We start from the raw sequence: 25,782 nt of genomic DNA, 5'->3' as shown, positions 1-25,782 counted from the left end.
TGCGCTACCAGCCCTCGTCCATGAGGGGCTCGACGACCTCTTCGTCCGGACCCTCGTGGATCGAGGCGGCGTGCGTGCGCCCGAGGTCGGCCAGGAACGAGCTCGACCAGGCCGCCACGTCGTTCTCGAACACGCGCTTGCGGAGCGACCGCATGCGCTTGCGCTGCTCGGCCTTCGGCATCTCGATGGCGCGGAGGATCGCCTCCTTGAGGCCCTCGATGTCGTGCGGGTTCACGAGGAGAGCTGCCTTCAGCTCGTCGGCGGCGCCCGCGAACTCGCTGAGCACCAGCACGCCCTCGTTCGAGTGCTTGGTGGCCACGTACTCCTTGGCGACCAGGTTCATCCCGTCGCGGAGCGCGGTGACGAGCATGACGTCGGCCGCGAGGCACAGCGCCACCATCTCCTCCTTCGGGTACCCGTGGTGCAGGTAGCTGATGGCCGTGTGGCTGATGGATCCGTAGTCGCCGTTGATGCGCCCGACCGTGAGCTCGATCTCGTCGCGCAGCTGCTTGTACGTCTCCACGCGCTCGCGGCTGGGGCTCGCGACCTGCACGAGCGTGGCGTCCTCCACCTTCACGCGGCCGTCCGCGAGGAGCTCGCCGAACGCCTTCAGGCGGTGGCCGATGCCCTTCGTGTAGTCGAGGCGGTCGACGCCCAGCAGGATCGTCTTCGGGTCGCCGAGGTCGGCGCGGATCTGGCGGGCGCGCTCCTGGATGGCCGGGTCCTTGGCCATCTCCTCGTAGCTCTTCGCGTCGATCGAGATCGGGTAGTGCTTGGCCACGACCTGGCGGGTGCGGAGCTCGCGCACGGGCTTCGACGGCTTGGTGCCGGGGACGGTGAGCGGGATGCCGCCGCGCACGGGCACGTCGACGGTGGATCCGCGGGTCGTGTACCCGAACAGCCGCCGGACCGCGCGCGTGAAGTTGCCGGCGTCGGCCACGCGCTGGAAGCCGATGACGTCGGCGCCCAGCAGCCCCTCGATGATCTGCGTGCGCCAGGGCAGCTGCGAGTAGATGCCGTAGGGCGGGAACGGGATGTGGTTGAAGAAGCCGATGGTGAGGTCCGGCCGCTGCTCGCGCAGCATCTTCGGCACGAGCTGCAGCTGGTAGTCCTGCACCCACACCGTGGCGCCGGGCGCGGCGGCCTTCGCGGCCGCGTCGGCGAAGCGCTGGTTGACCTTCACGTAGGTGTCCCACCACTCGCGGTGGTAGCTCGGCTGCGCGATGACGTCGTGGTACAGCGGCCACAGCGTGTCGTTCGAGAAGCCCTCGTAGTACTCGGCGAGGTCCTGCTCGGACAGGGTGACGGGGATGATCGAGATGCCGTCGTCGACGAACGGCTCCACGTCGTGGTCGGCGATGCCCGGCCAGCCGACCCACGCGCCCTCGTTGGCGCGCATCACGGGCTCGAGCGCCGTGACCAGTCCGCCCGGCGAGTGCCGCCAGGACGTGGTGCCGTCTGCGGCGACGACGCGGTCGACGGGGAGGCGGTTGGACACGACGACGAGGTCGTACGCGCCGGGCTCGACGTCGGCACCGTCGTGCGCGGCGGCCGTGGTCGGCTCGGTCGCGGAGGGCGTGGATGAGGGTGGCGGAGTCACGGTTCCCGTCTCGGTTGCGCAGAGCTCTGTGGTACCTGCTCGGTGGATCGAGGCTACCAGCCTCACCCGCGTCTGACCGGGGGTCGCGCGTCCGCCGGCGTCACATCCGGAGCACCGCGCGGGCCGCGTCGTGCAGCGCGTCGCCGTATGCCGGGCCGTGCGAGGCGGCGTGGACGGCGAGCGGATGCAGCTGGTGCAGCGGCACGCGGGCGCGCCAGCCGGCGGCGAGGGATCCGGTGTCCGCGTACGCGCCGAGGAGGTCGTCGAGGCCGGGACAGCCGAAGAGCGCCAGCATCGCGAGGTCGGTCTCGCGGTGCCCGCCGTGCGCGGCCGGGTCGATGAGGACGGCGCCGGCGTCCGTCCACTGCACGTTGCCTGACCAGAGGTCGCCGTGGATCCGGGCAGGCGGCGCCTCGTCGTCGAACCGGCCGTCGGCGGCGAGGTCGCACGCGCGCTCCACGTCGGCCGCCTGGGCCGAGGTGACGTTGCCCGCGTCGACCGCGCGGCGGAGGTACGGCAGCACGCGCTCGCGGGCGTACCAGGCGCCCCAGCCCTCCCCCGCGACCTCCTCGACGGGCGCGGCGCGCACCGACAGCGGCTGCCGCCCGATGAAGGCCGGCCCGTCGAGCCCCGCCGGCGGCGACCCGAACACGGGCGCGCCGGCGGCGTGGGTGACGGCGAGCGCCGTGCCGAGCGCGCGGGCGGCCTGGCGCGTCGGCCGGGCGGGCACGAGGCGCTCGAGGTCGATGCGGCCCGGCGCGACGTGGATCACCCGCACGATGCGCGCTCCCCCGCCGGGCTCCGCCTCGGCGAGCCACGCGAGCCCGGCCGCCTCTGCCTCGAAGAAGCCGCGCGGCGCATCCGGCCGCTCCTTCCGGAACGCCTCCGCGTCACCGTGCCGGTCCGTTCCCGCAGCCGCCATGCCCGCTCCCTCGCCTCCCGGGCGGCGCACCGGCCGCCCTCCCGTCGCATCCAGCATGCCGACCGCCGCTGTCCGCGTCGCGCACCCGACACGCGCCGGACCACCCGCGTACCCCGCGGGCACAGGGCCGGCGGGTAGGGTCGCCGACGTGATCCGAGTAGGCATGAGCACCACCTGCGTGTACCCCCAGCCCGTCGAGAACGCCTTCGTCATGGCCAAGCGCGCCGGCTTCGACGGCGTCGAGATCATGGTGACGAACGACGAGGTCACCCAGGACGCCGACGCCCTGCGCGCCCTGTCGGAGAAGCACGGCCTGCCGATCCTGTCGATCCACGCTCCCGTGCTGCTGCTCACGCACTTCGTGTGGGGCCGCGACCCGAAGGTGAAGCTGGAGCGGTCCGCGGAGCTCGCCCGCGCGGTCGGCGCCCCCGCCGTCGTGGTGCACCCGCCGTTCCGCTGGCAGGCCGGCTACGCCGAGTCGTTCCTCGACATCGTCCGGTCCATCCAGACGGAGACCGGCGTCGAGATCGCGGTCGAGAACATGTTCCCGTGGCAGGTCGCCGGCCGCAGCATGAAGGCGTACGCGCCCGGCTGGGATCCGCGCGACATGGACTGCGACGCCACCACCCTCGACTTCTCGCACGCCTCGCTCTCCGGCCAGGACGCGCTCGAGATGGCCAAGGCCCTCGGCCCGCGCCTGCGCCACGTCCACCTGTGCGACGGATCCGGCTCGCAGGACGACGGCCGCATCCTCGACGAGCACCTCCTCCCCGGCCGCGGCACGCAGCCCGTCGCCGAGACGCTCCGCTGGCTCGCCGAGCAGGGCTGGCAGGGCGGCGTCGTCGCCGAGGTCAACACCCGCAAGGCGAAGACCGAGGAGCAGCGGCTCGCCATGCTCATCGAGACGCGCGAGTTCGCGCAGCGGCAGCTCCGACTCGACATCGCGCCCGAGAAGACGCCCGTCGCGCCGCCCGCGGTGTCCGGGTACCAGCGGCTCCGCACCGCGCTCCGTCGCGACCGGTGATCCGCCGGGCGTCCCGATCGGGCGTCCGCGTCTCCCGCCCTCCCCGACACGCCCGCGCGTGCCGGGCGGGACTGCCGTCCAGCCGCGCGCGGTTGGATGGGACAGGGGAACGTCCCCGCACATGATCGACGTCGCGCCGAGCCCCGCCCGCCCGACGTCGGGACCGGAGACACCATGAGCACCACCGTGCACCTCGAGATCCAGGTCGACGAGAGCAGCCTGGCCGACGTCGCCGACGTCCTCGCCGAGACCCTGCAGGCCACGCGCGACTTCGCGGGCAACGAGGGCCTGGAGGTCCTCGTCGACGACGCCGACCCCGCCCGCATGGTCGTCGTGGAGCAGTGGGCGTCCACCGCCGACCACGACGCGTACGTCGCATGGCGCGCCACGCCGGAGGGCGCCGCGCGCCTCGGCGAGGTGCTGGCCGCACCGCCCGTGACCCGCGTGTTCAGCGGGCGCATCGCGCTCGCGCTGTAGCGGCGCGTCCGACGCACGACGAGGGCCGCCCGGCATCCGGGCGGCCCTCGTGGTGCGCGAGCGGGATCCCGCGGTCAGCGCCCGCTGAGGTCGTAGGGACGCTGGTGCGGATCCACCGTGGCGAGGTAGCCGCCGTCGGCGAGCGTGGACGGCACGGCGATCGTGCCGCGCACCGTCGCCGTCGTGCCCGCGACGTCGATCTCGAGGACGGATCCCGTGCCCGCGCGCGACAGGAACAGCTCGGAGCCGTCGTCGGACGCGGCGAGGAATCGGGCGGCGGATCCTGCGCCCTGCGTCTGTCCGAGGGCGGGCAGCCGCACCGACGTGATCGCGCCGTCGTACAGGCCGGCGCGTCCGCGGGCGACGAGGGACAGCGTGTCCACGCCGCCGGCCGTCACGACCGCGGCCGCGTAGCCAGGGGTCACGACCGCGCGCGTCGACGCGCCGGAGCCGAGCGCGACGCTCACGACGCCGGCGCCGCGCATCGACGACGACGTCAGCAGCGTGGGCGCGCCCGGCCCGGTGCCGGTCTGCGTGCCCACGGCCGTCTCGCCGTCGGGCGCCATGCGCGGCCGGTAGCTCTGCACGGCGGGCTCGGGGTAGGCCCGGGAGACGGAGGCGCCGAAGCCGCCGCGGGTGAGCGGCACCGTCTCGATCCCGTCGTGCAGCGTCGAGCCGATCACCGTGCCGCGCGCGTCCGCGACCGGGCCGTGCGGGTACGCGCCGAGCGGGGTCGTCGCCACGGGCGCCGGGGCGGTGTCGCCGCCGAGGATCGCCGACACGTCGTAGGAGTCGAGGCGCCCGCCCGCCGTCACGACGAGCCGCAGGGGCGACCCGACGAGGAACGTCTCCATCTCCTCGGTGCCGCGCTCCCCCGTCGTGGCGAGGGTCACCACGCTCGTGCGGATGGTCGCGGTGCGCGCCAGCTGCCTGCGGGTGTCCACGACCGTGACCTGCTGCGTGGTGGATCCGTCGATGTCCGAGCCGACCGCGACGAAGCGGTGCCCGGGGTCGTCCGAGATCCATCCCGCGCGCGTCCATGCGCCGGCGACCGCGGGGATCGGCGTGGACGAGGCGATGCGCGGGACGCCCGACGAGCCGATGTCGACCACGTCGAGCCGCGGCCCGGACTCGTCCACGAAGGCCACCCGGCCGTGGCCCATCTGGATCACGCCGGCGTGCGTGCCGAGGAGGGCCCCGGGCAGAGTGCCCGTGATGCGCCCCGTCGAGGCCTCGGCGACCGAGACGGCGTGCGCGGTGGGGTCGGCCACGAGCAGCCAGAGGGCGCGCGGGGCCGCCTCCGCTGCAGGGGCAGGCGCCGCGAGCGAGCCCGCGAGGAGGCCGAGGGCGGCGACGCCGGCGACGAGGAGGGAGGGGATGCGCATGGTGCCCGCTTTCTGAGAATGATTCTCAGAACGATATGGGCTCGGCCGTCCCGCAGGGACGCGCTGTGCATGGATCCGCCCGGCGACCGGCCGCCACGGCGCGGCCGCCGGGGCGCATCGTCAGACCGCGACGGCGACCGAGGACGGCGCCGTGCCGGGCACGAGCCCGAGGCTCTTCGCCCGGCGCGAGCGCCGCGTCACGAGGTACGACACCGCGAGGCTCAGCAGCAGGAACACCGCGAGCACGCCCGCCGAGCCCCACGCCACGCCCGGGGCACCGCCCGCGATGATCGCCTGCATGCCCGACGCGGCGTAGGTGAGCGGCAGGAACGGGCTGATCGCCTGGAACGGCGCGGCCACGAGCTGCAGCGGGATCACGCCGCCCATCGCCGCGGCCTGGATGGCCAGCAGGATCAGCGACACCACGAGCCCCGCGCGGCCGAACGCCTGCCGGAGCAGGTAGTGGATCGCCGTGAAGGCCGCCGCCGTGACGGCCGCGAACCCGAGGGTCGCGGGCAGCAGCGCGAGGGATAGCCCGAGCGCAGCGTGCACGAGGGCGACGAGCAGCACCACCTGGGCGAGCGCGATGAGGGCGGCGCGCGCGAGCACGCGCCCCATCACGCGGCCGGTCGCGGCCGAGGACGCGAGGAGGCGTCGAGCGGCCGGGCGCAGCACGAGGAAGGTCGCGAACGCGCCGAGCCAGAGGCCGATCGGCACGAAGATCGCGGCGATCGCGTCGCCCGGGCTGCCGATCTCGTTCTCGCGCTCGACCGTGAGGCCGACGGGATCCGCGACGACGCCCGAGGCGGACGACGCCTGGTCGGCGTCAAGGGATGGGATCTGCTCCGCGCCCTGGGTGAGCCCGGTGCCGAGCTCGGTCGCGCCGGACGCCAGCCCGTCGGCACCCGTGGCGAGGTCGCCCGCGCCCGTCGCCGCGGACGTCGTGCCGGTGCGCAGCTGGCCGAGGCCGTCGCTGAGCTGGCGCGCGCCGGAGACGAGCGCGCCGCCGTTGGCCGCGAGCTGGGACGCGCCGGACGCGCTCTGCCCGATGCCCTGCTGCACGCCCTGGATCCCGGCGGCCGCCTTCGACGCGAGGTCCTGCCCCTGCGCCGCGTACTGGTCGAGCCCCTGCTCGAGCGGCGCGAGCTGCGCCGCGATGGGCGCGCTCTGCGGGTCCGCGGCGAGCTGCTGCCGGAGCCCGGCCACCTGCGCCGCGATCTGGCCGGCCCCGCCCGCGTACTGCCCGACGCCGTCGGAGACCTGCGAGAGGCCGGCGGCCCCGGTCTGCAGCCGGTCGAGCCCGGAGGAGAGCTGCGAGACGCCGCCCGCGTACGTGCCGAGGCCGTCCGCGAGCTTCGACGCGCCCTGCTGGGACCGCCCGACGCCGTCGCCGAGCTGCGTGATGCCGTCGCCGAGCGTCGTCGCGCCGGAGGAGAGCTGGGTGGCGCCGTCGGCGAGCTTGTCGGCCCCCGCCCCCGCGTCGGTGAGCGACCCCTTGAGGCCGCCGAAGGTCGTGTAGATGCCGGAGACGAACTGCGACGTGATGGCGTTGCCGAACACGCTCGTCATGCCGACGCCGACGGCCTGGGTGGCCGCGCCCGTCAGGTAGCCATGCGCGTCGTCCGTCTTCACGCTGATCTCGGCGCGCTTCGGGGCGTCCGTCGACAGCGACACGATCGAGGACGAGAAGTCCTTCGGCACCGTGAGCACCGCGTAGACCTCGCCGTCGTCGAGCATCCTCTGGGCCTCGTCGGCGTTGGTGATGGTCCAGTCGAAGGCCTGGTTGTCGTCGCTGGTCAGCTGCGTGACGAGCAGGCGGCCGGCGAGCACGGGCGACTCGGTGCCGTCCTGGGCCTTCTGCTGCACGATCTCGTCCTGGTTGACGATGGCGGCGGGCACCCGCTCGACGCCCTTCGCGACGTCCGAGAGCGAGCCGATGAAGAGGCCGGCGACCGCGAGGGGCACGATCGCGACGAGGGCGACGGCGAGCCGTCTGCGTGCGGAGCGGGTGGTCATCGGCGGGTCTCCTTGCCGGTCGTGACGGGCTGGTCGATGTCGGGGCGCTCGTCGGCGTCGGCAGCGGGCGCGTCGCCAGCCGCGAGGCGGAGGCGCACGGTGAGGCGGCCTGGGATCCCGTGCTCGTCCGGGAACCACGGCGCGCCCAGCAGGACGGTCGTGCTCTCGTGGACGAGCGCGGGCAGGGCGGAGAGGAACGCGCGCTCGGCGGCGGCGTCCGGGAAGGGATCCACCACGTCGAGGACGAGCACGGGCGCGCGGCCCGCGGCGGCGACGGCGGTCAGGGCGATGGCGCGCTCGAGCGGCAGGAGCGCTCCCACGGGGTCGTCGGCGCCGATGCGCCGGGCTCCCGCGGCGTCGGCCGCCTGGTCGATCCGGTCCAGCCACTCGGCCTGCCGCGCCCGGGCGCCGCGGCGGCGTCCCATCGGCTCGGACAGGTCGATGCGCTCGGCCAGCAGGTCGCCCAAGGTGACGCCGGAGTCGACCCGGTCGACGCGTCCGAGGTCGGCCATCGCGACGCTGGTGAGCACGCGGCCCGCCTCGGAGGCGAGCGGATGGCCGGCGACGTGCGCGCGACCGGACAGCGGCGCGAGCCGGGCGCCCAGCGTGGCGCCGAGGAGGCGTCGGTCGGCCACCGCGCCCTCGACGAGCACGAGGGATCCGGCGGGTGCGCTCAGGTCGACGGGCTGGAGCCTGCGCCCCGGAACGCCCACGACGAGCTGCTCGGCCGCGACGGCGGCACCCGACGCGTGCGCCCAGTCGACGTCGTCCTGGTGCTCGCGGAGGCCCTCGCCCTCGATGTCGACGTCGGGGAGGATGCGGTCGAGCCAGCGCGGGATCCACCACGCCCGCTTCCCGAGCAGCGCCATGGCGGCGGGCACGAGGGTCATCCGCACGAGGAAGGCGTCGAAGAAGATGCCGACGGCGAGCCCGAGCGCGATGGTCTTGATGACGCCGGCGCCCTCCGGCACGAACGCCGCGAAGACGAAGAACATGATGAGCGCGGCGGCCGTGACCACCCGCGCGGCGCCCGAGAAGCCCGTGACGATCGCGCGCCTCGCGTCGCCGTGGTGCACGAAGTCCTCGCGCATGCCGGAGACGAGGAACACCTCGTAGTCCATGGCGAGGCCGAACAGGATCGCCATGAGCAGGATCGGCATGAAGCTGAGGATCGGGCCGGGCGTCACGCCGAGCGCGTCCGCGAAGAGGCCCTGCTGGAAGATCAGCACGACCGTGCCGAACGACACGACGACGCTCAGCAGGAAGCCGATCGCGGCCTTCACGGGCACGAAGATCGAGCGGAACACGATCATCAGCAGGAGGATCGACAGCCCCACGACCACGATGCCGAACGGCACGAGCGCCTGGTCGAGCCGCTGCGAGATGTCGTTCTGCACGGCCGTGGTGCCCGTGACGGACACGCGCGTGTCGTAGCGGTCGTGCAGGCCGGGCGCGAGGTCGCGGATCGACTGCATGAGCGCCGTGGTCTCCGCCGACTCGGGCGGGCTGTCCGGCACGACCTGGATGATCGCGGTGTCGACCGACGGGTTCGGCGTGCCGGTGCCGACGAAGGCCACGTCGTCGAGTCCGCGGATCTCGTCGCCGATCTTCCCGAGCACCCCGATCGGGTCGGTGGTCTGCGTGATGTCGACGAGCACGACGAGCGGACCGTTGTGGCCGGGGCCGAACGCGTCCGAGACGGTGTCGTACGCGACGCGGCTGGTGGATCCGGCGGGCTGGGTCGCCCCGCTCGGCAGTCCCAGCTGCAGCTGCGACGCGGGCACGGCGAGGAGGCCGGCGATGCCGACCACGATCACGACGGGGATGATCGGCACCTTCGTGACGATCTTGACCCAGCGCGCGCCGAGCGTGCGCTGCGTCCCCTCGGCCTGCGCCTTCGCGCGGCGCGCGGCCCGCGAGCCCTCCTTCGGCCGGAGCCGCTCCCCCGCGAAGCCGAGCATCGCGGGCAGCAGCGTCGTCGCGACGCCCATCGCGAGCAGCACCGCGAACGCCGCGCCGAGCCCCATCACCGTGAGGAACGGGATCTGCACCACGAGGAGACCGAGCAGCGCGATGATCACCGTCACGCCCGCGAAGATCACGGCACTGCCGGCGGTGGCCACCGCGGTCGCCGCCGAGCGCTCGACGGGCATGCCGTTCGCGAGCTGCGTGCGGTGCCGCATGAGGATGAAGAGGGCGTAGTCGATGCCGACCGCGAGGCCGATCATCACGGCGAGCAGCGGCGACGCGCTCGACACCGTGACGAACTTCGAGGCGGCCATGAGCGCGCCGGCGGAGGCCGCCACGCCGACGAGCGCGCCGATGAGCGGCAGGCCGGCCGCGAGCATCGACCCGAACGTGAGCACGAGCACGAGGCCCGCGAACAGCACGCCGAACGCCTCGGTGACGGTGACGCCGTAGTGCACGTCCTGGAACACCTGGCCGCCGAAGGAGACCGTCAGCCCCGCGTCCTCAGCCGCCTGCGCGGACTCCTTCAGCGCGTCGAGCGTCGCGGTCGTCACCTGGTCGCTCTGGCCCGAGAACTGCACGGTCGTGATCGCCACGGTGCCGTCGTCGGAGACCGCGTCGGTCGCGTACTCGGAGAACGGGGACAGCGCCGTCGCGACCCCCTGCACGTCGCCCGCCGCAGTCGCGGTGGCCTCGATGGCGGCCTTCGGGCCGTCGTCGGTGACCTTCTCGCCGGCCGGCGCCTCGGTCACGATCTGCGCGCTCGCACCCGCGGCCTGCGGGAACACGGCGGCCAGCCGGTCGATGGCCTCCTGCGACTCCGTGCCCGGGATCGAGAAAGACTCCTGGGTCTTGCCGCCGAGCGCGAGGCCGCCGCCCAGCAGGATGCCGAGGACGAGGATCCACGCGGCGACGACGCGCCACGGGTGGAGGAACGAGATGCGTCCGAGTCGGTACAGCAGCGTGGCCATGGGCGGTGGCTCTCCTTAGGAGGGTGGTGCGGGGGGACGGGCGGAGCGGGATCAGGCGGAGCGGGTGCCGAGGGGGGCGAGGAGCTCCCCCACGACCACGACGAGAGCAGCCCTGATCTCGTCGTCGGGCAGCGGTTCGTTGGTGGACCAGTCGTCGCTCGCGGCGAGGATGTACGCCGCGCCGCCGAGCGCCACGCCGAAGCGCAGCTGGTCGAGCGTGCTGTCGAGCGCTCCGGCGGTCTCGCCGAGCGCGCGCACGAGGTCGTTGGCACGCTCGATGACGGCGAGATGCCCGAGCGAGCGGCCCTGCGTGATGAACAGCGCGACCTCGTGCCGGTGCAGCAGGAGGAAGTCGATGAAGCGCTCGACGAACTGGCGCCTGGCGTCCTCGTCCCCGCGGATGGAGTCGGCACGGTCGATGACCTCGGCGAGCGCGTCGATGGTCGGCTCGAGGAGGGCGTCGAGGAGCGCCTCCTTGGAGGCGAAGTGGTAGAGCACGCTCGACTTCGAGTAGCCCGCCTCGTCCGCGATCTGCTGCAGCGAGGTCGCCTGGAACCCGTCGCGGGCGAAGCGCGCCGCGGCGATGGTGCGCAGCTCGTCGCCGGCGGAGGCGCGGGGGGATCGGGTCACGCGGAGAGCCTATGTCGACCGATCGGTCAGTCCCTGCACGATCGGTCAGACTGCCAGCGGCCTGACAGGTCCCGGGGCCTGATCAGCGCGTGAGGACGAAGGCGAGCATCGCGAGGCCGACCGTGAGGGGTGCGCCCACGAGCCCCAGCAGCACGTAGCGCGACCACTTGATGTGCACGCCCATGCTCACGAGGCGCTCGTGCCAGAGCAGGGTGGCGAGCGATGCCCACGGCGTGATGAGCGGGCCCGCGTTGACGCCCACGAGGATCGCGACGAGGCGCTCCGGGGATCCCGCGACCGGCTCGAGCGCGAGGTACGCCGGCAGGTTGTCGACCGCGTTGGCGCTGAGCGTCGCGACGCCCGCCAGCCGGAAGAGCGCTCCGGCATCCTGGCCCTGACCCGAGATCGCGGCCATCACGGCGGTGAGGCCGAGCGACTGCGCGGCCTCCATCACGATGAAGAGGCCCGAGGCGAACACCACGAGCTGCCAGGGCAGGAGCCCGAGCCGCAGGACGCGCGGGCGGCGGACGGCCGTGAGGATCGCGAGCACGACGGCCGCGGCGAGCGCGGGGATCCACACCTCGACGCCCGAGACGAGCGCCGGCACGAGGAGCCCCACCACCACGGCGCTGCCCACGAGCAGCACGCGGTCGGTCGGCGCGGTCGGCGGCCCGACCTCGTAGCGCGTGAAGAGGTCCTTGCGGTGGATGACGAGGATCGCGAGCACGGGCACCGCGATGGCCACGAGCGCGGGCGCGACCGTGAGCGCCGCGAACCCGGCGGGGCCGAGCCCCCCGAGCTCGTGCTCCGCGAGCAGGTTCGTGAGGTTGGAGACGGGCAGCAGCAGCGACGCCGTGTTCGCGAGCCACACCGTCGTGAGCGCGAACGGGAGCGGCGGCAGCCCGCAGTGCCGGGCGAGCACGACGACCACGGGCGTGAGCAGCACGGCGGTCGTGTCGAGCGACAGGAAGATCGTGCAGAGGCAGGCGAGCAGGACGGTCGCCAGCCAGAGGGCCCACGTCCGGCCACGGCCGAGGCCCGCGGCGCGCTCGGCGATCCAGGTGAAGAGCCCCGCCTCGCTGGCCAGCTCGGTGACCACCGTGATGGCGACCACGAAGAGGAGGATCGGCCAGACCCGCTCGTAGAGGACGCCGAGGTCGTCGAGCGGGAGGGCTCCGGTGGCCACGGCGACGGCGCCGACGACGAGGAGCACCACCCCGATGAGGGCTGTGCGCACGGGCGCCTCCTGTCTGATCCGCGATCACTGTACTCATCGCCCGCCGGGAGTCCGCACCGCCTGCGGAAAGGGGACGGCGGCCGGGACCGAGCGCTCGCCCGCGGCCGGGCGGCGGACGCGGCCGGCGGATCCCGGTACCGTGGAAGCACACTGGGAGGTGTCATGCGCAAGTACATCCTGAACGGCAGCGTCCTCAGCGCCCTCGTCGGCGGCTGGAGCACCATGCAGACGACCCGTCGGGGTCCGCGCGACTGGAAGCTCGGCCTCATGTGGCTCAGCTGGGGCATCACCGTGGCGATCGCCATCGGCACCGTCATCGAGGACTCTCGCGACGGGCAGATCGGCAACTAGCCGCTCCGCAACGCGACGCGCACGTCCTTCCGGGCGTGCGCGTCCTCGTGTGCGCGCGGGTGCTCGCGTGCGTCAGTCGTGCGTGCGCCACCTGTCGCCGTCGACCTCGAGGTCGATGCGCTCGGCGTCCGGCACGGTGGAGATCGGCCCGGTGAACTGGCTCGCGCGCGAGTCCCCCTGCGCCGTGCCCGAGAACAGGCCCGTCGGCTCGGCCTCGGCCGCGCGCCGTCCCGCTCGGGGCGCGTCGCCGTGCTCGTGCGGATCCACCATCTGGACGCGCGTGCGCGGCAGCGACTGCGGGCTGTGCTCGTGCAGGAACGCGACGAGGCGCTCGCGCACGAGGCAGCGCAGGTCGAACAGGGTGGGCGCGTCGACGGCGGAGACGAGCACGCGGATCCGCACGTAGCCGCCGACCGCGTCCGTCACCTGCAGCACGGAGACGCGGCCGTCCCAGAGGTCGGTCGTCGCGAGCACCCGGTCGAGCTCCTCGCGCATGCTGGCGGGCGTGGCGCGCCAGTCGAGGTCGAGCTCCACCGCGCCGAGGAGCTCGGACTTGGTGCGGGTCCAGTTCTGGAACGGCGTGGTCGTGAAGTAGGTCGACGGGAGCACCATCCGCCGGTCGTCCCAGATGTGGACGACCACGTAGGTCAGCGTGATCTCCTCCACGCGGCCCCACTCCGTCTCGACGATCACGACGTCGTCCACCCGGATGGCGTCGCTGAAGGCGAGCTGCATCCCGGCGAACACGTTGGCGAGCGTCGACTGCGCGGCGAGGCCCGCGACGATCGACACGAGCCCCGCGGAGGCCAGGACGCTCGCGCCCGCGGCCCGGGCGCCCGGGAAGGTCAGCAGGATCGCTCCGATCGCGACGACCACGATCGCCACCACCGTGAGCCGCCGGATGATGAGCACCTGCGTGCGCACCCGGCGCGCGATCCGGTTGTCGGCGACGTCCACCCGGTAGCGACTGAGCCCGAGGTCCTCGAAGAAGATCGCGAGCGCGCACACCAGCCAGGCGGCCGCGACGATCGTGATCACGTGCAGCAGGTGGTCGAGGCCGTCGCGCACCTCGCCCGGCGCGACCGAGGCGCGGAGCGCGATCCAGACGGCGACCACCACGAGCAGCACGCGGAAGGGGCGGCGGGCGCGGGTGACGAGCTGCGCCGCCCACTCCCGGCGTCGGGCGACGACGCGGACGACGAGGGCGACGAAGGCGGTGACGAGCAGGGCGGCGGCCACGGCGGCGAGCAGCGTGACGGTCACGGCGACGGCGGGCACGGCGAGCAGGTCCACGGTTCCTCCAGGGGGGTCGGGCGGACCGCGCTGTCCCGGGCGTCCAGTCTCGCAGGCGCTCCGCGCTCCGCCGGCCGCGCGTCGACGGGCGCACGGGGGCGCGGACCCGGCGCCCCCACCGCGGGAACACCGGCGTGTCGCGGGTGAGCCCGGGCGTGTCGCCCACGATGATGAGCGTGATCGCGGCGGTGCGATCGGGGAGGCCGTGGATCATGTTCCGGTGGCGCAGAGGCAAGTCCGTCCCGACCGAGGCCGCGCCCGCCGCGTCCGACCCGAGGTCCGGCGGACGGGGATCCGTCGCCGCGCCGCCCGCGCCCGTGGTCTCGACCGCCACCGGCGAGCTGGCCGCGATCGCCGCCCGGCTCCACGGCGGCCCCGTGCGGCCGACGCACGTGCCCGCGCACAAGGCCGTGCCCGACGAGCCGTCCGCGACCGCGTCGATCACCGAGGAAGGCGACGCGCCCGACGCCGACCGCGAGCCGGACCTCCGCCCGCTCGCCCTCGTCGTGCAGGCCGCGCTCGCGCACCACTTCGGCCCCGACGGCGCGTGGGCGCTCGTCCGCCGCACGCCCGACACGACGGCAGGCTTCTTCGACGAGCTGATGACGGCGCACATCGCCCGCGACGTGGCGCTCGCGCTCGGGGCCTCCCCCGCCGCAGCCGCCCTCCCGCTCGAGGACGCGCGGGCGACGGGATCCGACGGGCGCGAAGCGCTCGCGGGCGACGACGCCGCCGCCCGGCAGGACGCGGTCGCGCGCGAGCTCGCGGTCTTCGACGAGGATCCGCTCGACGGCTCCCTCGCCGAGCTCGCCGGGGACCCGCGCCGCGTCCCCGCGGCGCTCCGCTCCATGCTCCGCGCCTAGCCGCCCTCGACGACCGCGCGGACCGGGTGCGTCAGCCCTTCGGCGCCACCTGCGGGCCGTCCCACGGCCCCGCGGATCCGGCCGGGTACTCCTCGAGCGGCACCTCGCCCGCGCGCCACACGGCGATGACCGGCTCGACGATGCGCCAGCACTCCTCGGCCGTGTCGCCGCGCACCGAGAGCGCCTCGTCCTCCGAGATGATCCCGTCGATGACCTGGCCGTACGGCGGCAGGTCGCCCGGGTCGAAGGCCGTTACCAGCTCGGCGCGGTCGATGACGTCCGGGTCGGCCGGGCCGTTGACGTTGAGCTCCAGGTGCAGCTCGTCGGGAGCGATGAGGATGCGGATCCTGTCGGGCTCATCCGCGCCGCGGAGCCCGGTGGGCACGTGCGGCGCGGGCTGGAAGGTCACCACGATCTCGCGGCGGTGGTCCTTCATCGCCTTGCCCGAGCGCAGCCGGAACGGCACGCCCGCCCAGCGCCAGTTGGCGATCTCGACGGTCATCTCGGCGAGCGTCTCGGTGCCGCGGGCGGGATCCACGCCCTCCTCGTCGGCGTAGGCCGGGAGCTGGCGCCCCTCGACGTCGCCCGCCGAGTAGCGCGCGCGACGGGACGACGCCACCGGGTCCCCGCCCCACGGCCGCGTCGCGCGGAGCACGAGCGCCTTCTGGTCGCGGATGTCGCGCGCGTCGGTGGTGGCGGGCGCCTCCATCGCGAAGACGGCCATCACCTGCAGCAGGTGGCTCTGGATCATGTCGGCCAGGGCGCCCGCGCCGTCGTAGTAGCGGGCGCGCCCCTCGAGGGCGAGCTGCTCGTCGTAGACGATCTCGACGCTCGCGATGTGCTGCGCGTTCCACACGGGCTCGAGCAGCCGGTTGGCGAAGCGGAGGCCGAGGAGGTTCCGCACGGTCGAGCGGCCGAGGAAGTGGTCCACCCGATGTGTGCGCTCCTCCGGCACGAGCGTGGCGAGCAGGCGGTTGAGCGCCTGCGCGCTCGCGAGGTCGGTGCCGAAGGGCTTCTCGAGCGACAGCGATGTGCCCTCGGGCAGCGTCATGCCGGTCATCGCCTCGCACGCCCTCTCGGTGACGGCCGGCGGCAGCGCGAAGTAGACGGCGGGCGCCGCGTCGCAGGCCGCGAAGAGGCGCTCGAGGTCGGCCTGGGAGGTGACGTCGGCGGCGTGGTACGTCGTGCCGGCGAGCACGCGGTCGACCGCGGGGCCCTCCGCGCCGAGGGAGGCGAACGAGGTCCGGACGACCTCGCGCCACCGCTCGTCGTCCCAGTCCTCCGTGCCCGCGCCGACGAGCTGGAGGCCGAGGTCGGGGCGGTGGGCGAGGAGCTCGCCGAGGCCGGGGAGGAGGAGGCGCGCGGAGAGGTCGCCGCTGGCGCCGAGGACGAGGAGCGTGGAGGTCGCGGGCATGCGGCCAGGCTACGCGCGGCGGCAGGGAGCCGGCAGCGTGCCGTGGGACGATGGCGCATGGCCATGCGCATCGAGGACTACGCACTCATCGGGGACTGCCACACGGGAGCGCTGGTCGCCCGCGACGGCTCCATCGACTGGCTGTGCCTCCCCCGATTCGACTCCGCGTCCATGTTCGGCGCGCTCCTCGGCACCGAGGAGCACGGCGCGTGGAAGCTCGCGCCCGCCTCGCCCGACGCCACCGTCTCCCAGCGCACGTACCTCGGAAACACCTTCGTGCTCTGGACCAGGTGGGACACGCCCGAGGGCGCCGTCGAGGTCACCGACTTCATGTCCATGGGCGACCGCCGTGCCGACGTCGTGCGGCGCGTGCGCGGGATCAGCGGCACCGTCCGCATGCAGGGCGACCTGCGCCTGCGCTTCGGCTACGCGACCGCGCTCCCGTGGATCCGCAAGCTCGACGGCGACGACCCGCGCCTGGTCGCCGTGGCCGGCCCCGACGCGGTGGTCGTGCGCGGCCCCGAGCTCACGGCCACGAACCGCCACCACGGCGTCGCCTTCGACGTCTCCGCGGGCGAGACGGTGGACACGGCCCTCACCTGGTACCCCTCGCACCGCAGCGAGCCGCCGGCATTCGACGTCGACGCCGCGATCGAGCACACGACCGAGTGGTGGGAGTCGTGGGCCAGCTCCATCGAGCACTCCGGTCCGCACCAGGCCGCGGTCCGCCGGTCGCTGCTCGTGCTCCGCGCGCTCACGCACGAGGACACGGGCGGCATCGTCGCGGCGGCGACCACGAGCCTCCCCGAGCAGTTCGGCGGATCCCGCAACTGGGACTACCGCTACGTTTGGCTCCGCGACGCGTCGCTCACCCTCGAGGTCCTCCTCGCGCACGGCTTCGAGAGCGAGGCCGACGAGTGGCGCACGTGGCTGCTGCGCGCCATCGCCGGGGATCCGGGCGACGTGCAGATCATGTACGGCCTGAGCGGCGAGCGGTACCTGCCGGAGCGCGACCTCCCGAGCCTGCCCGGCTACCAGGGCTCCGGCCCGGTGCGCGTCGGCAACGGCGCGTTCGAGCAGTACCAGGCCGACGTGATCGGCGAGGTGATGCTCGCGCTGCAGGCCGCGCGCGACGCGGGCGTCGGCGAGACCGAGTTCTCCTGGCCGCTGCAGCGCGCGCTCATCGGCTTCGTGGAGGAGAACTGGGAGCGGCAGGACAGCGGCATCTGGGAGATCCGCGGCGCCGAGCAGCACTTCACCCACTCGCGGGCGATGATCTGGGCGGCCCTCGACTGCGCGGTGCAGGGCGTCGAGCGGCATGGGCTCGACGGCCCGGTGGAGCAGTGGAAGGACCTGCGCGACCGGGTGCGCGACGAGATCCTCGACAGGGGCGTGGATCCCGAGACCGGCGCCTTCCGCCAGCACTACGGCACGACCGCTGTGGACGCCTCGCTCCTGATCCTCGCCCAGGCCGGCTTCTGCGCCTACGACGACCCGCGCATGCTCGCCACCGTGGAGCAGATGGAGCGGACGCTGATGCACGAGGGCTTCCTGCTGCGCTACGACACCAGCGCGGGCGTCGACGGGCTGCCCGCTGGCGAGTACCCGTTCCTCGCCTGCTCGTTCTGGCTGGTCGAGCAGTACGCCCGGTCCGGCCGCCAGGCCGACGGCCGCGCGCTGATGGACCGGCTCGTCGCCCTCTGCAACGACGTCGGGCTCCTCTCGGAGGAGTACGACCCGGTCGGGGAGCGCCAGGCGGGCAACGTGCCGCAGGCGCTGTCGCACCTCGCGCTCGTCCGGGCGGCGGACGCGCTGGAGGCCGCGGCCGCCGCGCACCCGGACGACCTCGACCGCGCTCACCAGGACGGCAACGCCGCGCTCGCGCACGCGGAGGCGGCGCGCGGCGGGTCGGCGACCGCGGACTGATCCGGCGCTCGCCGCCGGGCGGGCCGTACGGGCCGCCCGGGCCGGCCGTCAGAGCGCGCCGATGAAGGCGGCCACGGCCGGCAGCGCGTCCGGGTGCCGCGGGGTGTCCGCGTGCGTCGCCCCCGCGAGCTCCACGAGCGGCGCGTCCGGCCGGAGCGCCTTCACGTGGTGGGCGGCGCGGAGCCGCTCGGGATCCCGCGTGCCCGCGACGAGCAGCAGCGGCACCGCGGACCCGGCGAAGACCTGGTCGGGCACGCCCGCGTCCCGCTCCGACTCGCGCATGTAGGCGGCGAGCGCCCGCGCGTCGTCCGCGAGGAACGCCCCGCGCGTCGCGGAGTCCACCGGCTGCCCGCTGTGCTGCTCCCACGCCTCGAGGAAGCCCGGCATGCCGCCGGCCTCCAGCGCGTCGATGCAGCCGGGGAAGAAGACGCGGTCGAAGACGCCGACGCCGCTGCGCGGGGATCCGCCGAGGCTCGACGTCGAGACCAGGCGGTCGGGGTGCGCGGCGGCCAGCGAGAAGCCGACCCGCGCGCCGAGGCTGTAGCCCACGTGGTGCACGACGGACGCGCCGACCGCGTCGAGCACGGTCACGACGTCGGCGACCATGAGGTCCATCGCGTAGGCCGCGGGGTCGTGCGGGGTGTCGCTGCGACCGTGGCCGCGGAGGTCCAGCGTGATCACCTGGCGAGTCGGCGACAGCGCGCGCACCCAGCCGAAGCCGCGCCAGATCGCCTGCGACAGGGCGGTGCCGTGCACGAGCACTACCGGTGCGCGCGCCGGGTCGCGGGCATCCCCGTCCCCAAGCCGGACGTCAGCCGGCCGGGCACCGAAGGTCCTGTAGGCGATGCGCGTGCCGTCGAGGGGGTTGGTCGCGGTGTCCACGGGGATCCAGGCTACGCGGACGCCGTGGAGCGACCGACCGGGTCGTCGCCCGTGGAGCGGACGACCCGGTGCCCGCGCGGGTCGCGGGCGCCGGGTCGAGCGGGCTAGGCGTCGTCGCCGTCGCCGTCCTCGTCGGTGTGGTGCGGCGTGTCCTCCTCGGGCTCGAAGTGGTCGTTCCCGCCGTCGTGGCCGGCGGCGACGCCCGTCGCACCAGCAGGGATCGTGCCGTCGCCGCCGAGCTTCGCGTCGTCGTCGTGCGCGTCGGCCGTGCCGTCGTGATGGGTCATGTCCGTGCCTCCTCTGGTCGCTCGGCCGGTGTCCGCGTCGTCGCGGGTGCATCGCGGCCGGCGGTGTCCTCCCATCCTGCCCGGCCGGGCGGCCGGCGCCCCGGCGCGTGTCCGTCCGCGGCGGGCTCGCAGGATCCCGTCACGCCGCGACGAGTCATTAGCAGGACTAATGAGCTAGCCTAAGCACATGCCCGACTCCCCCGACCTCAGCCAGAGCCTGCGCGCGGGCGTCATGCGGCTCGCCCGCCGCCTGCGGGCCGAGAAGGCCGACCACGAGCTGAGCGACAGCCAGTTCGTCGTGCTCGCCCTGCTCCTCCGCGACGGGCCGACGAGCCCCGGCCGCCTGGCCGAGATCGAGCGCGTCACCGCCCCGAGCATGAACCGCACGGTCAACTGCCTCGTGGAGTCGGGATACGCTGAGCGCTCCCCCGCGCCCGACGACGGCCGCCGCGTCACGGTCACCGTCACCGACGCCGGCCGCCGGGTCGTGCAGGAGACCCGCCGGCAGCGCAACGCCTGGCTCTCCCTCCGCCTCGACGAGCTCACGGCCGCCGAGCGCGCCACGCTCGGCGAGGCCGCCGCCCTCCTCGGCCGCATGGCCGCGTCGTGAGCGCCGTCTTCCGCAGCCTCCGCGCCCCGAACTACCGCATCTGGTTCGCCGGCGCCCTCGTCTCCAACGTCGGCACGTGGATGCAGCGCACCGCCCAGGACTGGATCGTCCTCACCGAGCTCACCCGCTACGACGCGACCGCGGTCGGCATCGTCATGGCGCTGCAGTTCGGCCCGATGCTCCTGCTCTCCCCCTACGCCGGCCTCATCGCCGACCGGTACGACAAGCGGCGCGTGCTGATGATCACGCAGGGCACCATGGCGATCCTCGGCCTCGGGCTCGGCCTCATCGTGCTCTCCGGCCGCGCCGAGCTCTGGCACGTCTACCTCTTCGCGCTCCTGCTGGGCATCGCCTCCGCGCTCGACGCACCCGCCCGGCAGTCCTTCGTCTCCGAGCTGGTCTCCGACGACGACCTCTCGAACGCCGTCGCGCTCAACTCGGCGTCGTTCAGCGCGGCGCGCATGATCGGCCCGGCCGTCGCGGGCGTGCTCATCGCGGGCGTCGGCACCGGATGGGTGTTCCTCATCAACGCCGTCAGCTTCATCGCCGTGCTGTTCGCGCTCACGCGCCTCCGCGTCGGCGAGCTCCGCCGCCCCGAGCGCGTCGCCCGGTCCCGGGGGCAGCTGCGCGAGGGCTTCCGCTACATCGGCGGCCGTCCCGACATCATGGTGATCCTCGTGATCGTCTTCCTCGTCGGCGCGTTCGGCTACAACTTCCCGATCTTCACCTCCACCATGGCGAGCGTCGAGTTCGGCAAGGGCGCGACCGAGTTCGGGCTGCTCTCCTCGAGCCTCGCCGTGGGATCCGTCGCGGGAGCCCTGCTGTCAGCCCGCCGCGAGCGGCCCCGCATCCGCCTGGTGTTCGTGGGCGCCGCGCTCTTCGGCATCGCGACCGGACTGGCCGCGATCGCGCCCACCTACCTGCTCTTCGCGCTGGCGCTGGTGCTGGTGGGCGTCGTCTCGCAGACCCTCATGACGAGCGCCAACAGCACCGTGCAGCTGACGGTCGAGCCGCGCATGCGGGGCCGCGTGATGGCCGTCTACATGGCGATCTTCGTCGGCGGCACCCCGCTCGGCGCGCCGATCGTCGGCTGGGTCGCGAACACGTGGGGCCCGCGCGCGGCGGTCATGGTGGGCGCGGCCAGCGGCATCGTCGCCGCCCTCATCGCGATCGCGTGGCTCGTGCTGCACCGGCACCTGCGCGTCTCGTACCGGATCCACCGCACGCCGCACCTGCTCGTCACGCACGACGGCGACGGCCGCGACCGCCGCGAGGACGCGCGCGAGGACATCGAGGCGGACGAGGCGGTCGCGCGCCGCACATGACGCGGGGCGCCGCGGGTGCGACGCGCGCGGCTCAGGGCGCCGGCGTCGGAGCCGCGGTCTGCGGCACGTAGCCCACGTCGTCGAGGCAGTAGTCGAGGAACGCGCTCGTCGCGCGGAGGTACTGCCCGGTGTCGAGCGACGCCCCGTCCGTGTCGGCGCCCGAGCGCAGCGCCTCCAGCTCGTCGACGATCGTCGAGAAGGAGGTGACGAGCGGCTTCATGTTCTCCGGCGCCATGCCGGCGAGCGCGGCGTCGCCCTGCTTGACGCGGTCGAGGAGGGTCGGATCCACCTGCTTCCCGTCGCCGAGCGCCTGCACGAGCTTGGTGGAGTCGGGCAGCACCTGCGCGAGCGTCGAGCACGTGGCGAGCTCGTCCTCGGTCGGCGGGCCGGGAGCGCGCGTCGCGGTCGGCTCGGGGCTCGCGGTGCCATCGGGCGCGGCCCCTGCTCCCGCGTCCGCGGACGCTCCGGCGTCGGGCGCCGTGGTCTGCGGGGCGGGCTGCCCGGATCCCGTCGTGCACCCGGCGAGCGCGAGCGCCCCCGCCACCGCGATGACGGGCGCCCACCCTCGGATCCGCCGTGCGGGACTGTGCGTGCGGGCCATGCGGGCCTCCTCGGCGCCTATCACAGGTGATCTGCCCCACGGAAGTCGATCGACGCGGGTGTCAGGGCGAATGCCCCGGAGCACTACCGTATTCGGATGACACGAAGCGAGAGCGACCGCAGCACCGTCACGCCCGACCCGGATTTCGTGGCGCAGGACTTCAGCCACGAGCAGGAGGGCTACCAGCACGGGTTGAAACCCCGTCAGCTCCAGATGATCGCCATCGGCGGCGCGATCGGCACCGGCCTCTTCCTCGGAGCAGGCGGCCGGCTGGCCTCGGCGGGCCCCGCCCTCGCGATCGTCTTCCTCATCTGCGGCGTCTTCGCCTTCTTCATCCTCCGCGCGCTCGGCGAGCTGGTGCTGCACCGCCCGAGCTCCGGCTCCTTCATCTCCTACGCCCGCGAGTTCTACGGCGAGAAGTTCGCCTACGCAGCCGGCTGGATGTACTTCCTCAACTGGGCGACCACCGCGATCGTCGACGTGACCGCCGTGGCGCTCTACATGCACTACTGGTCGGCGTTCACCGCGGCCCCGCAGTGGCTGCTCGCCCTCATCGCCCTCGCCATCGTCCTGGCCCTCAACCTCGTCGCCGTCAAGGTCTTCGGCGAGATGGAGTTCTGGTTCGCGCTGGTCAAGGTCGCCGCGCTCGTGGTCTTCCTCATCGTCGGCATCGTCTGGCTCGCCTGGAGCTTCCCCGTCACCGTCGGCGGCGCCGAGGTGCAGACCGGGTGGACCGTCCTCCAGCAGAACGGCGGCGTCTTCCCGCAGGGCCTCGTCCCCGTGGTGCTGGTCGTGCAGGGCGTCGTCTTCGCCTACGCCGCCATCGAGCTCGTCGGCACCGCCAGCGGCGAGACGCAGGACGTGGAGAAGGTCATCCCCCGCGCCATCAACTCGGTGGTCTTCCGCATCGCGATCTTCTACGTCGGATCCATCGTGCTGCTCTCGCTCCTGCTCCCCTACACGGCGTACAGCGCCGACCAGAGCCCGTTCGTCACGTTCTTCTCCAGCCTCGGGTCGCCCGAGGTGGGTGCCATCGCCGGTTCCGTCATGAACTTCGTCGTGCTCACGGCCGCGATGTCGAGCCTCAACGCGGGCCTCTACAGCACGGGCCGCGTGCTCCACTCGATGGGCATGAACGGGTCGGCGCCGAAGTTCACGACCGTCATGTCGAAGGGCGGCGTGCCGTTCGGCGGGATCCTCCTCACCGGCTCCATCACGCTCCTCGGCGTCGCCCTCAACGCGGTCGTTCCCGACCAGGCCTTCGAGATCGTGCTCAACGTCGCGGCGCTCGGCATCGTGGCCGGCTGGGCGACCATCATCCTGTGCCAGATGCGCCTGCGCACCTGGGCCAAGCAGGGCAAGGCGAAGGAGCCCACGTTCCGGCTCCCGGGCGCGCCCGTCACCTCGTGGCTCACGCTCGCGTTCCTCGTCAGCGTGCTCGTGCTGATGGCGATCGACTGGCCCATCGGCACCCTCACGGTCGCGTCGCTGGTGATCATCATCCCGCTGCTGGTCGTGGGCTGGTACCTGCAGCGCGACCGGATCCTCGAGATCGCGCGCGTGCGCGAGGGCATCACCGGCCCGTTCCCCGTGACCGGTCGCGACGCGGCCGACCAGCGGAAGCGCTGACCGGCGCCCCTCAGCCCGACCCGACGCCGCCGTCCCCCACCTCGGAGGCGGCGGCGTCCTCGTCCGACCGGGTGGCAGGCTGCCCCGGATCCGGCCCGAGCTGCCGCCCGAAGGCCAGCAGCTCGGCGTCGTGCTGCATGATCCACGCGACCGCGGCGTTCAGGCTGTCCCGCCGCTGGACCCACACCCGCAGCCCGTCGGCGCCCAAGCCGCAGGCGTAGACCTCGTAGGTGAACGGCGCCGCGAGGTCGTCCCGATGCCGCAGCACCCAGCCGAGGGCCGGCCCGTCGCCCACTCGGACGAGCCAGGCGCCCCGCACGGGGTGGGCGTGCGGATGCTCCGGCACCGGGCTGATCGCGCCGGTGGCGTCGCCGCTCTGCTTGCTCCACATGCGGATCCCCTCGGGTTCGTCCGGCCCGGGCCCCGCGCCCGCGCCGACGCCCGGCCGCGTCGAGCCGAGCGTACGCGCGCGCACCGACGCCGACCGGTCGGGGCCCTCACGAGCAGGCGCCGAGGACGCGGTCGATGGCGTCCCGGTCCGCGTCGTCGATCGACATGCCGTACCTGCTCACGACGAAGGCGAAGCGGGTGACGTAGAGGCACCGGTAGGCCGCGTCCGGCGGCAGCCACGTCCCCGGCCCCTGGTCCGACTTGTCCTGGTTGGTGGGGCCGTCCACCGCCTGCAGCTCGTCGAAGTCGGTGGCGAGGCGCTCGCGTCGCTCGTCGGACCACGACCACGCCCCGTGCTGCCACGCCCAGGACAGCGGCACGAGGTGGTCGATCTGCACGGCCGCGCTCGTGCGCGGACCCCGCGCGAAGTCGATGCCGTGCCCCGTGTACACGTCGTCGAGGTGCCCAGCGACCACCGTGCAGCCCGGGTCGGACGGCGCGAAGGCCACGCGGGCGAGATCCCGGACGAGCACGTCGTCGCGCTGGTCGCAGCCGTTCCCGTCGGTGTCCGCCCAGGCCGGTCCGAAGGCGTCGCGGTCGTAGCGCGGGTGGCGCTCGCGTCCGTCCGCCTGGACGGCATCGGCCATCCTGCGCGCGGACGCCACGTCGATGCGGCCGTCCCGCACGAGCCCCGCGTCGGCGAGCGCGCGCACCACGGCACCGTCAGGGACCTCCGCGCTGAGATGCCCGCCGCCCGAGTCGGGTCCGAGGGCCGCCTCGCGCACCCCCACGACCACCGCGGCGAGCACGATGACGGCGGCCGCGCTGGCGAGCAGCGCGCGCACCGCTTGCCGTCTGTCCTGCAGGAGCCGGACGAGCACGCGCCGCCCAGCAGCTCGCGCTGCGCCATCGCCCCGCCGCCCTCGATCGCCCATGCCGCCCCCGTCCCGGGACATGGGTACACGAGGAGCGCGGCTGTCACCACGCCGTCGGTGGGACCGTGGGCGCGGACGATGAGGACGACGCGGGGAGGAGGCGCCGGGAGAATTCCGCCCGTCCCCGGACGGAACCGGTTCAGATCAGCGCGCGCGCCGCCTCGGCCAGGTGGATGACGGTGCCCAGCGAGGAGGGTCCCGGCGTGTTCTGCCCGGCGGTCGCCAGGCGCACGAGCGCGAACGCGATGACGGCGATCACGATGACGGCGGCGATCACGTAGATCCAGATGCGCAGCCCGCCGCGCGCGGGCTGGAGGGGGTTCTGCTCGAGGGGACCGTCGTGGTCGGGTCGTTCCGGGTGATCGCGCATGCTCGCACCCTACGCCGATCGGCACGCGGATCGACGGGCGCCCGGACGCGCAGACGGGCGGTCCCCCGTCGTCGAGGGACCGCCCGTCGGCGATGCTGCGCCGCGCGGAGCGCGGCGGGAGGGGTCAGGCGGAGATGCTCTGCGCCAGGACGCCGTCGAGGACGACGGACGCCTCCTCGTCGGTGGACTTCTGCGCGAGCGCGAGCTCCGAGACGAGGATCTGGCGGGCCTTCGCGAGCATGCGCTTCTCGCCGGCCGAGACGCCGGAGTCCTGGTCGCGGCGCCACAGGTCGCGGACGACCTCGCTGACGCGGCGCACGTCGCCGGAGCCCATCTTCTCGGTGTTGGCCTTGAAGCGACGAGACCAGTTGCCGGCCTCCTCCTCCACGTCGCCGCGGAGCACGTCGAACACGGCCTCCACGCCGGAGCTGTCGATGACGTCGCGCAGCCCGACGAGCTCGGCGTTGTCGACGGGCACGTCGATGACCAGCTCGCTCTGGTGGATCTGGAGGGTGATGTACTTCTTGTCGACCCCCTTGATGGTGCGGGTCTTGACCGCGGTGATCGTGGCGGCGCCGTGGTGGGGGTACACGACGGTCTCCCCTACTTCGAAAATCATGCAGTGCTGTCCTTCGATACCTCGAGATGTGTGCCGGAGATGTCGCGCACGCGCATG

Annotated in this window: 24 protein-coding genes; 8 read left to right on the top strand and 16 right to left on the bottom strand. The window is 73.8% G+C overall.

Going from position 1 to position 25,782, the window contains the following annotated elements; genetic code table 11:
• Positions 1–4: 4 nt before the first annotated feature.
• The gene (otsA, locus tag NL142_RS05625; protein ID WP_435081286.1) at positions 5–1,600 is read right to left on the bottom strand and encodes an alpha,alpha-trehalose-phosphate synthase (UDP-forming); all 1,596 of its coding nucleotides are present in this window, start codon (positions 1,598–1,600) and stop codon (positions 5–7) included.
• 100 nt (positions 1,601–1,700) lie between these two features.
• Positions 1,701–2,522 carry a fructosamine kinase family protein gene (locus NL142_RS05620; protein ID WP_435081285.1) on the bottom strand — a complete coding sequence of 274 codons (822 nt, stop codon included), beginning with the start codon at positions 2,520–2,522 and terminating at the stop codon, positions 1,701–1,703.
• Between the two features lie 148 nt (positions 2,523–2,670).
• On the opposite strand from NL142_RS05620, the gene NL142_RS05615 reads away from it, so the two are divergent.
• Positions 2,671–3,546 carry a sugar phosphate isomerase/epimerase family protein gene (locus NL142_RS05615; protein ID WP_435081284.1) on the top strand — a complete coding sequence of 292 codons (876 nt, stop codon included), beginning with the start codon at positions 2,671–2,673 and terminating at the stop codon, positions 3,544–3,546.
• Between the two features lie 174 nt (positions 3,547–3,720).
• A complete protein-coding gene (locus NL142_RS05610; protein WP_435081283.1) occupies positions 3,721–4,023 on the top strand; it encodes a putative quinol monooxygenase in 303 nt (100 codons plus the stop codon).
• 74 nt (positions 4,024–4,097) lie between these two features.
• Here NL142_RS05610 and NL142_RS05605 read toward each other — a convergent pair whose 3' ends face one another.
• The 5 genes from NL142_RS05605 to NL142_RS05585 all read right to left on the bottom strand — a co-directional run bounded on the left by NL142_RS05605 (position 4,098) and on the right by NL142_RS05585 (position 12,230).
• Positions 4,098–5,408 (bottom strand): hypothetical protein, encoded by a 1,311-nt coding sequence (locus NL142_RS05605; protein ID WP_435081282.1) that lies wholly within the window; start codon positions 5,406–5,408, stop codon positions 4,098–4,100.
• 120 nt (positions 5,409–5,528) lie between these two features.
• Entirely contained in the window at positions 5,529–7,424 is a 1,896-nt protein-coding gene (locus NL142_RS05600; protein WP_435081281.1) for a YhgE/Pip family protein, read from the bottom strand.
• Positions 7,421–10,363: an MMPL family transporter gene (locus NL142_RS05595; RefSeq protein WP_435081280.1), complete on the bottom strand. Its 2,943-nt coding sequence runs from the start codon at positions 10,361–10,363 to the stop codon at positions 7,421–7,423. The genes NL142_RS05600 and NL142_RS05595 overlap by 4 nt, the downstream gene beginning before the upstream one ends.
• A gap of 51 nt (positions 10,364–10,414) precedes the next feature.
• On the bottom strand, positions 10,415–10,993 hold the full coding sequence (locus NL142_RS05590) for a TetR/AcrR family transcriptional regulator (RefSeq protein WP_043587752.1): 579 nt from the start codon (positions 10,991–10,993) through the stop codon (positions 10,415–10,417).
• Positions 10,994–11,075: 82 nt separating this feature from the next.
• Complete coding sequence (locus tag NL142_RS05585; RefSeq protein WP_435081279.1) at positions 11,076–12,230, bottom strand: SLC13 family permease; 1,155 nt, start codon at positions 12,228–12,230, stop codon at positions 11,076–11,078.
• Between the two features lie 162 nt (positions 12,231–12,392).
• Between NL142_RS05585 and NL142_RS05580 the strand changes: the two genes are divergently transcribed.
• Positions 12,393–12,581, top strand: a complete 189-nt coding sequence (locus NL142_RS05580; RefSeq protein ID WP_043560687.1) for a hypothetical protein — start codon at positions 12,393–12,395, stop codon at positions 12,579–12,581.
• A 72-nt stretch (positions 12,582–12,653) separates the two neighbouring features.
• Here the strand turns inward: NL142_RS05580 and NL142_RS05575 are convergent, their stop codons facing one another.
• Positions 12,654–13,874, bottom strand: a complete 1,221-nt coding sequence (locus tag NL142_RS05575) for a mechanosensitive ion channel family protein (protein ID WP_435081278.1) — start codon at positions 13,872–13,874, stop codon at positions 12,654–12,656.
• A gap of 212 nt (positions 13,875–14,086) precedes the next feature.
• Here NL142_RS05575 and NL142_RS05570 point away from each other — a divergent pair, with 212 nt between their 5' ends.
• A complete protein-coding gene (locus tag NL142_RS05570) occupies positions 14,087–14,737 on the top strand; it encodes a hypothetical protein (RefSeq protein WP_435081277.1) in 651 nt (216 codons plus the stop codon).
• A gap of 31 nt (positions 14,738–14,768) precedes the next feature.
• Here the strand turns inward: NL142_RS05570 and NL142_RS05565 are convergent, their stop codons facing one another.
• Positions 14,769–16,151 carry a glucose-6-phosphate dehydrogenase gene (locus NL142_RS05565; RefSeq protein WP_435081276.1) on the bottom strand — a complete coding sequence of 461 codons (1,383 nt, stop codon included), beginning with the start codon at positions 16,149–16,151 and terminating at the stop codon, positions 14,769–14,771.
• A gap of 57 nt (positions 16,152–16,208) precedes the next feature.
• On the opposite strand from NL142_RS05565, the gene NL142_RS05560 reads away from it, so the two are divergent.
• Positions 16,209–18,077 carry a glycoside hydrolase family 15 protein gene (locus tag NL142_RS05560; protein WP_435081275.1) on the top strand — a complete coding sequence of 623 codons (1,869 nt, stop codon included), beginning with the start codon at positions 16,209–16,211 and terminating at the stop codon, positions 18,075–18,077.
• Positions 18,078–18,125: 48 nt separating this feature from the next.
• Here the strand turns inward: NL142_RS05560 and NL142_RS05555 are convergent, their stop codons facing one another.
• Together NL142_RS05555 and NL142_RS05550 are read right to left on the bottom strand one after the other, a co-directional pair.
• The gene (locus tag NL142_RS05555) at positions 18,126–18,959 is read right to left on the bottom strand and encodes an alpha/beta fold hydrolase (RefSeq protein WP_435081274.1); all 834 of its coding nucleotides are present in this window, start codon (positions 18,957–18,959) and stop codon (positions 18,126–18,128) included.
• A gap of 104 nt (positions 18,960–19,063) precedes the next feature.
• Positions 19,064–19,246 carry a hypothetical protein gene (locus tag NL142_RS05550; protein ID WP_194683000.1) on the bottom strand — a complete coding sequence of 61 codons (183 nt, stop codon included), beginning with the start codon at positions 19,244–19,246 and terminating at the stop codon, positions 19,064–19,066.
• 187 nt (positions 19,247–19,433) lie between these two features.
• Here NL142_RS05550 and NL142_RS05545 point away from each other — a divergent pair, with 187 nt between their 5' ends.
• Both NL142_RS05545 and NL142_RS05540 read left to right on the top strand, forming a co-directional pair.
• A complete protein-coding gene (locus NL142_RS05545) occupies positions 19,434–19,856 on the top strand; it encodes a MarR family winged helix-turn-helix transcriptional regulator (protein ID WP_086505697.1) in 423 nt (140 codons plus the stop codon).
• Positions 19,853–21,181, top strand: coding sequence for an MFS transporter (locus NL142_RS05540; protein WP_194683002.1), 1,329 nt, complete (start codon positions 19,853–19,855; stop codon positions 21,179–21,181). Before NL142_RS05545 ends, NL142_RS05540 begins: the two co-directional genes overlap by 4 nt.
• A gap of 31 nt (positions 21,182–21,212) precedes the next feature.
• On the opposite strand, the gene NL142_RS05535 is transcribed toward NL142_RS05540, so the two are convergent.
• The gene (locus NL142_RS05535; RefSeq protein WP_435081273.1) at positions 21,213–21,782 is read right to left on the bottom strand and encodes a hypothetical protein; all 570 of its coding nucleotides are present in this window, start codon (positions 21,780–21,782) and stop codon (positions 21,213–21,215) included.
• A gap of 96 nt (positions 21,783–21,878) precedes the next feature.
• Between NL142_RS05535 and NL142_RS05530 the strand changes: the two genes are divergently transcribed.
• Positions 21,879–23,411, top strand: a complete 1,533-nt coding sequence (locus NL142_RS05530) for an amino acid permease (protein WP_194683004.1) — start codon at positions 21,879–21,881, stop codon at positions 23,409–23,411.
• A gap of 10 nt (positions 23,412–23,421) precedes the next feature.
• Here the strand turns inward: NL142_RS05530 and NL142_RS05525 are convergent, their stop codons facing one another.
• The 4 genes from NL142_RS05525 to NL142_RS05510 form a co-directional block, all read right to left on the bottom strand.
• Positions 23,422–23,802 carry a DUF3572 family protein gene (locus NL142_RS05525; protein ID WP_435081272.1) on the bottom strand — a complete coding sequence of 127 codons (381 nt, stop codon included), beginning with the start codon at positions 23,800–23,802 and terminating at the stop codon, positions 23,422–23,424.
• A 106-nt stretch (positions 23,803–23,908) separates the two neighbouring features.
• Complete coding sequence (locus NL142_RS05520; RefSeq protein WP_435081577.1) at positions 23,909–24,736, bottom strand: HNH endonuclease family protein; 828 nt, start codon at positions 24,734–24,736, stop codon at positions 23,909–23,911.
• A 139-nt stretch (positions 24,737–24,875) separates the two neighbouring features.
• On the bottom strand, positions 24,876–25,106 hold the full coding sequence (locus tag NL142_RS05515) for a hypothetical protein (RefSeq protein WP_194683006.1): 231 nt from the start codon (positions 25,104–25,106) through the stop codon (positions 24,876–24,878).
• A gap of 124 nt (positions 25,107–25,230) precedes the next feature.
• The gene (locus NL142_RS05510; RefSeq protein WP_012298114.1) at positions 25,231–25,725 is read right to left on the bottom strand and encodes a CarD family transcriptional regulator; all 495 of its coding nucleotides are present in this window, start codon (positions 25,723–25,725) and stop codon (positions 25,231–25,233) included.
• Positions 25,726–25,782 lie beyond the last annotated feature (57 nt).

Source organism: Clavibacter quasicaliforniensis (assembly GCF_051201715.1).
Classification (GTDB): Bacteria; Actinomycetota; Actinomycetes; order Actinomycetales; family Microbacteriaceae; genus Clavibacter; species Clavibacter seminis.
Note: the sequence above shows the minus strand (reverse complement) of the source record. Positions and strands in the feature narration are given on the sequence as shown.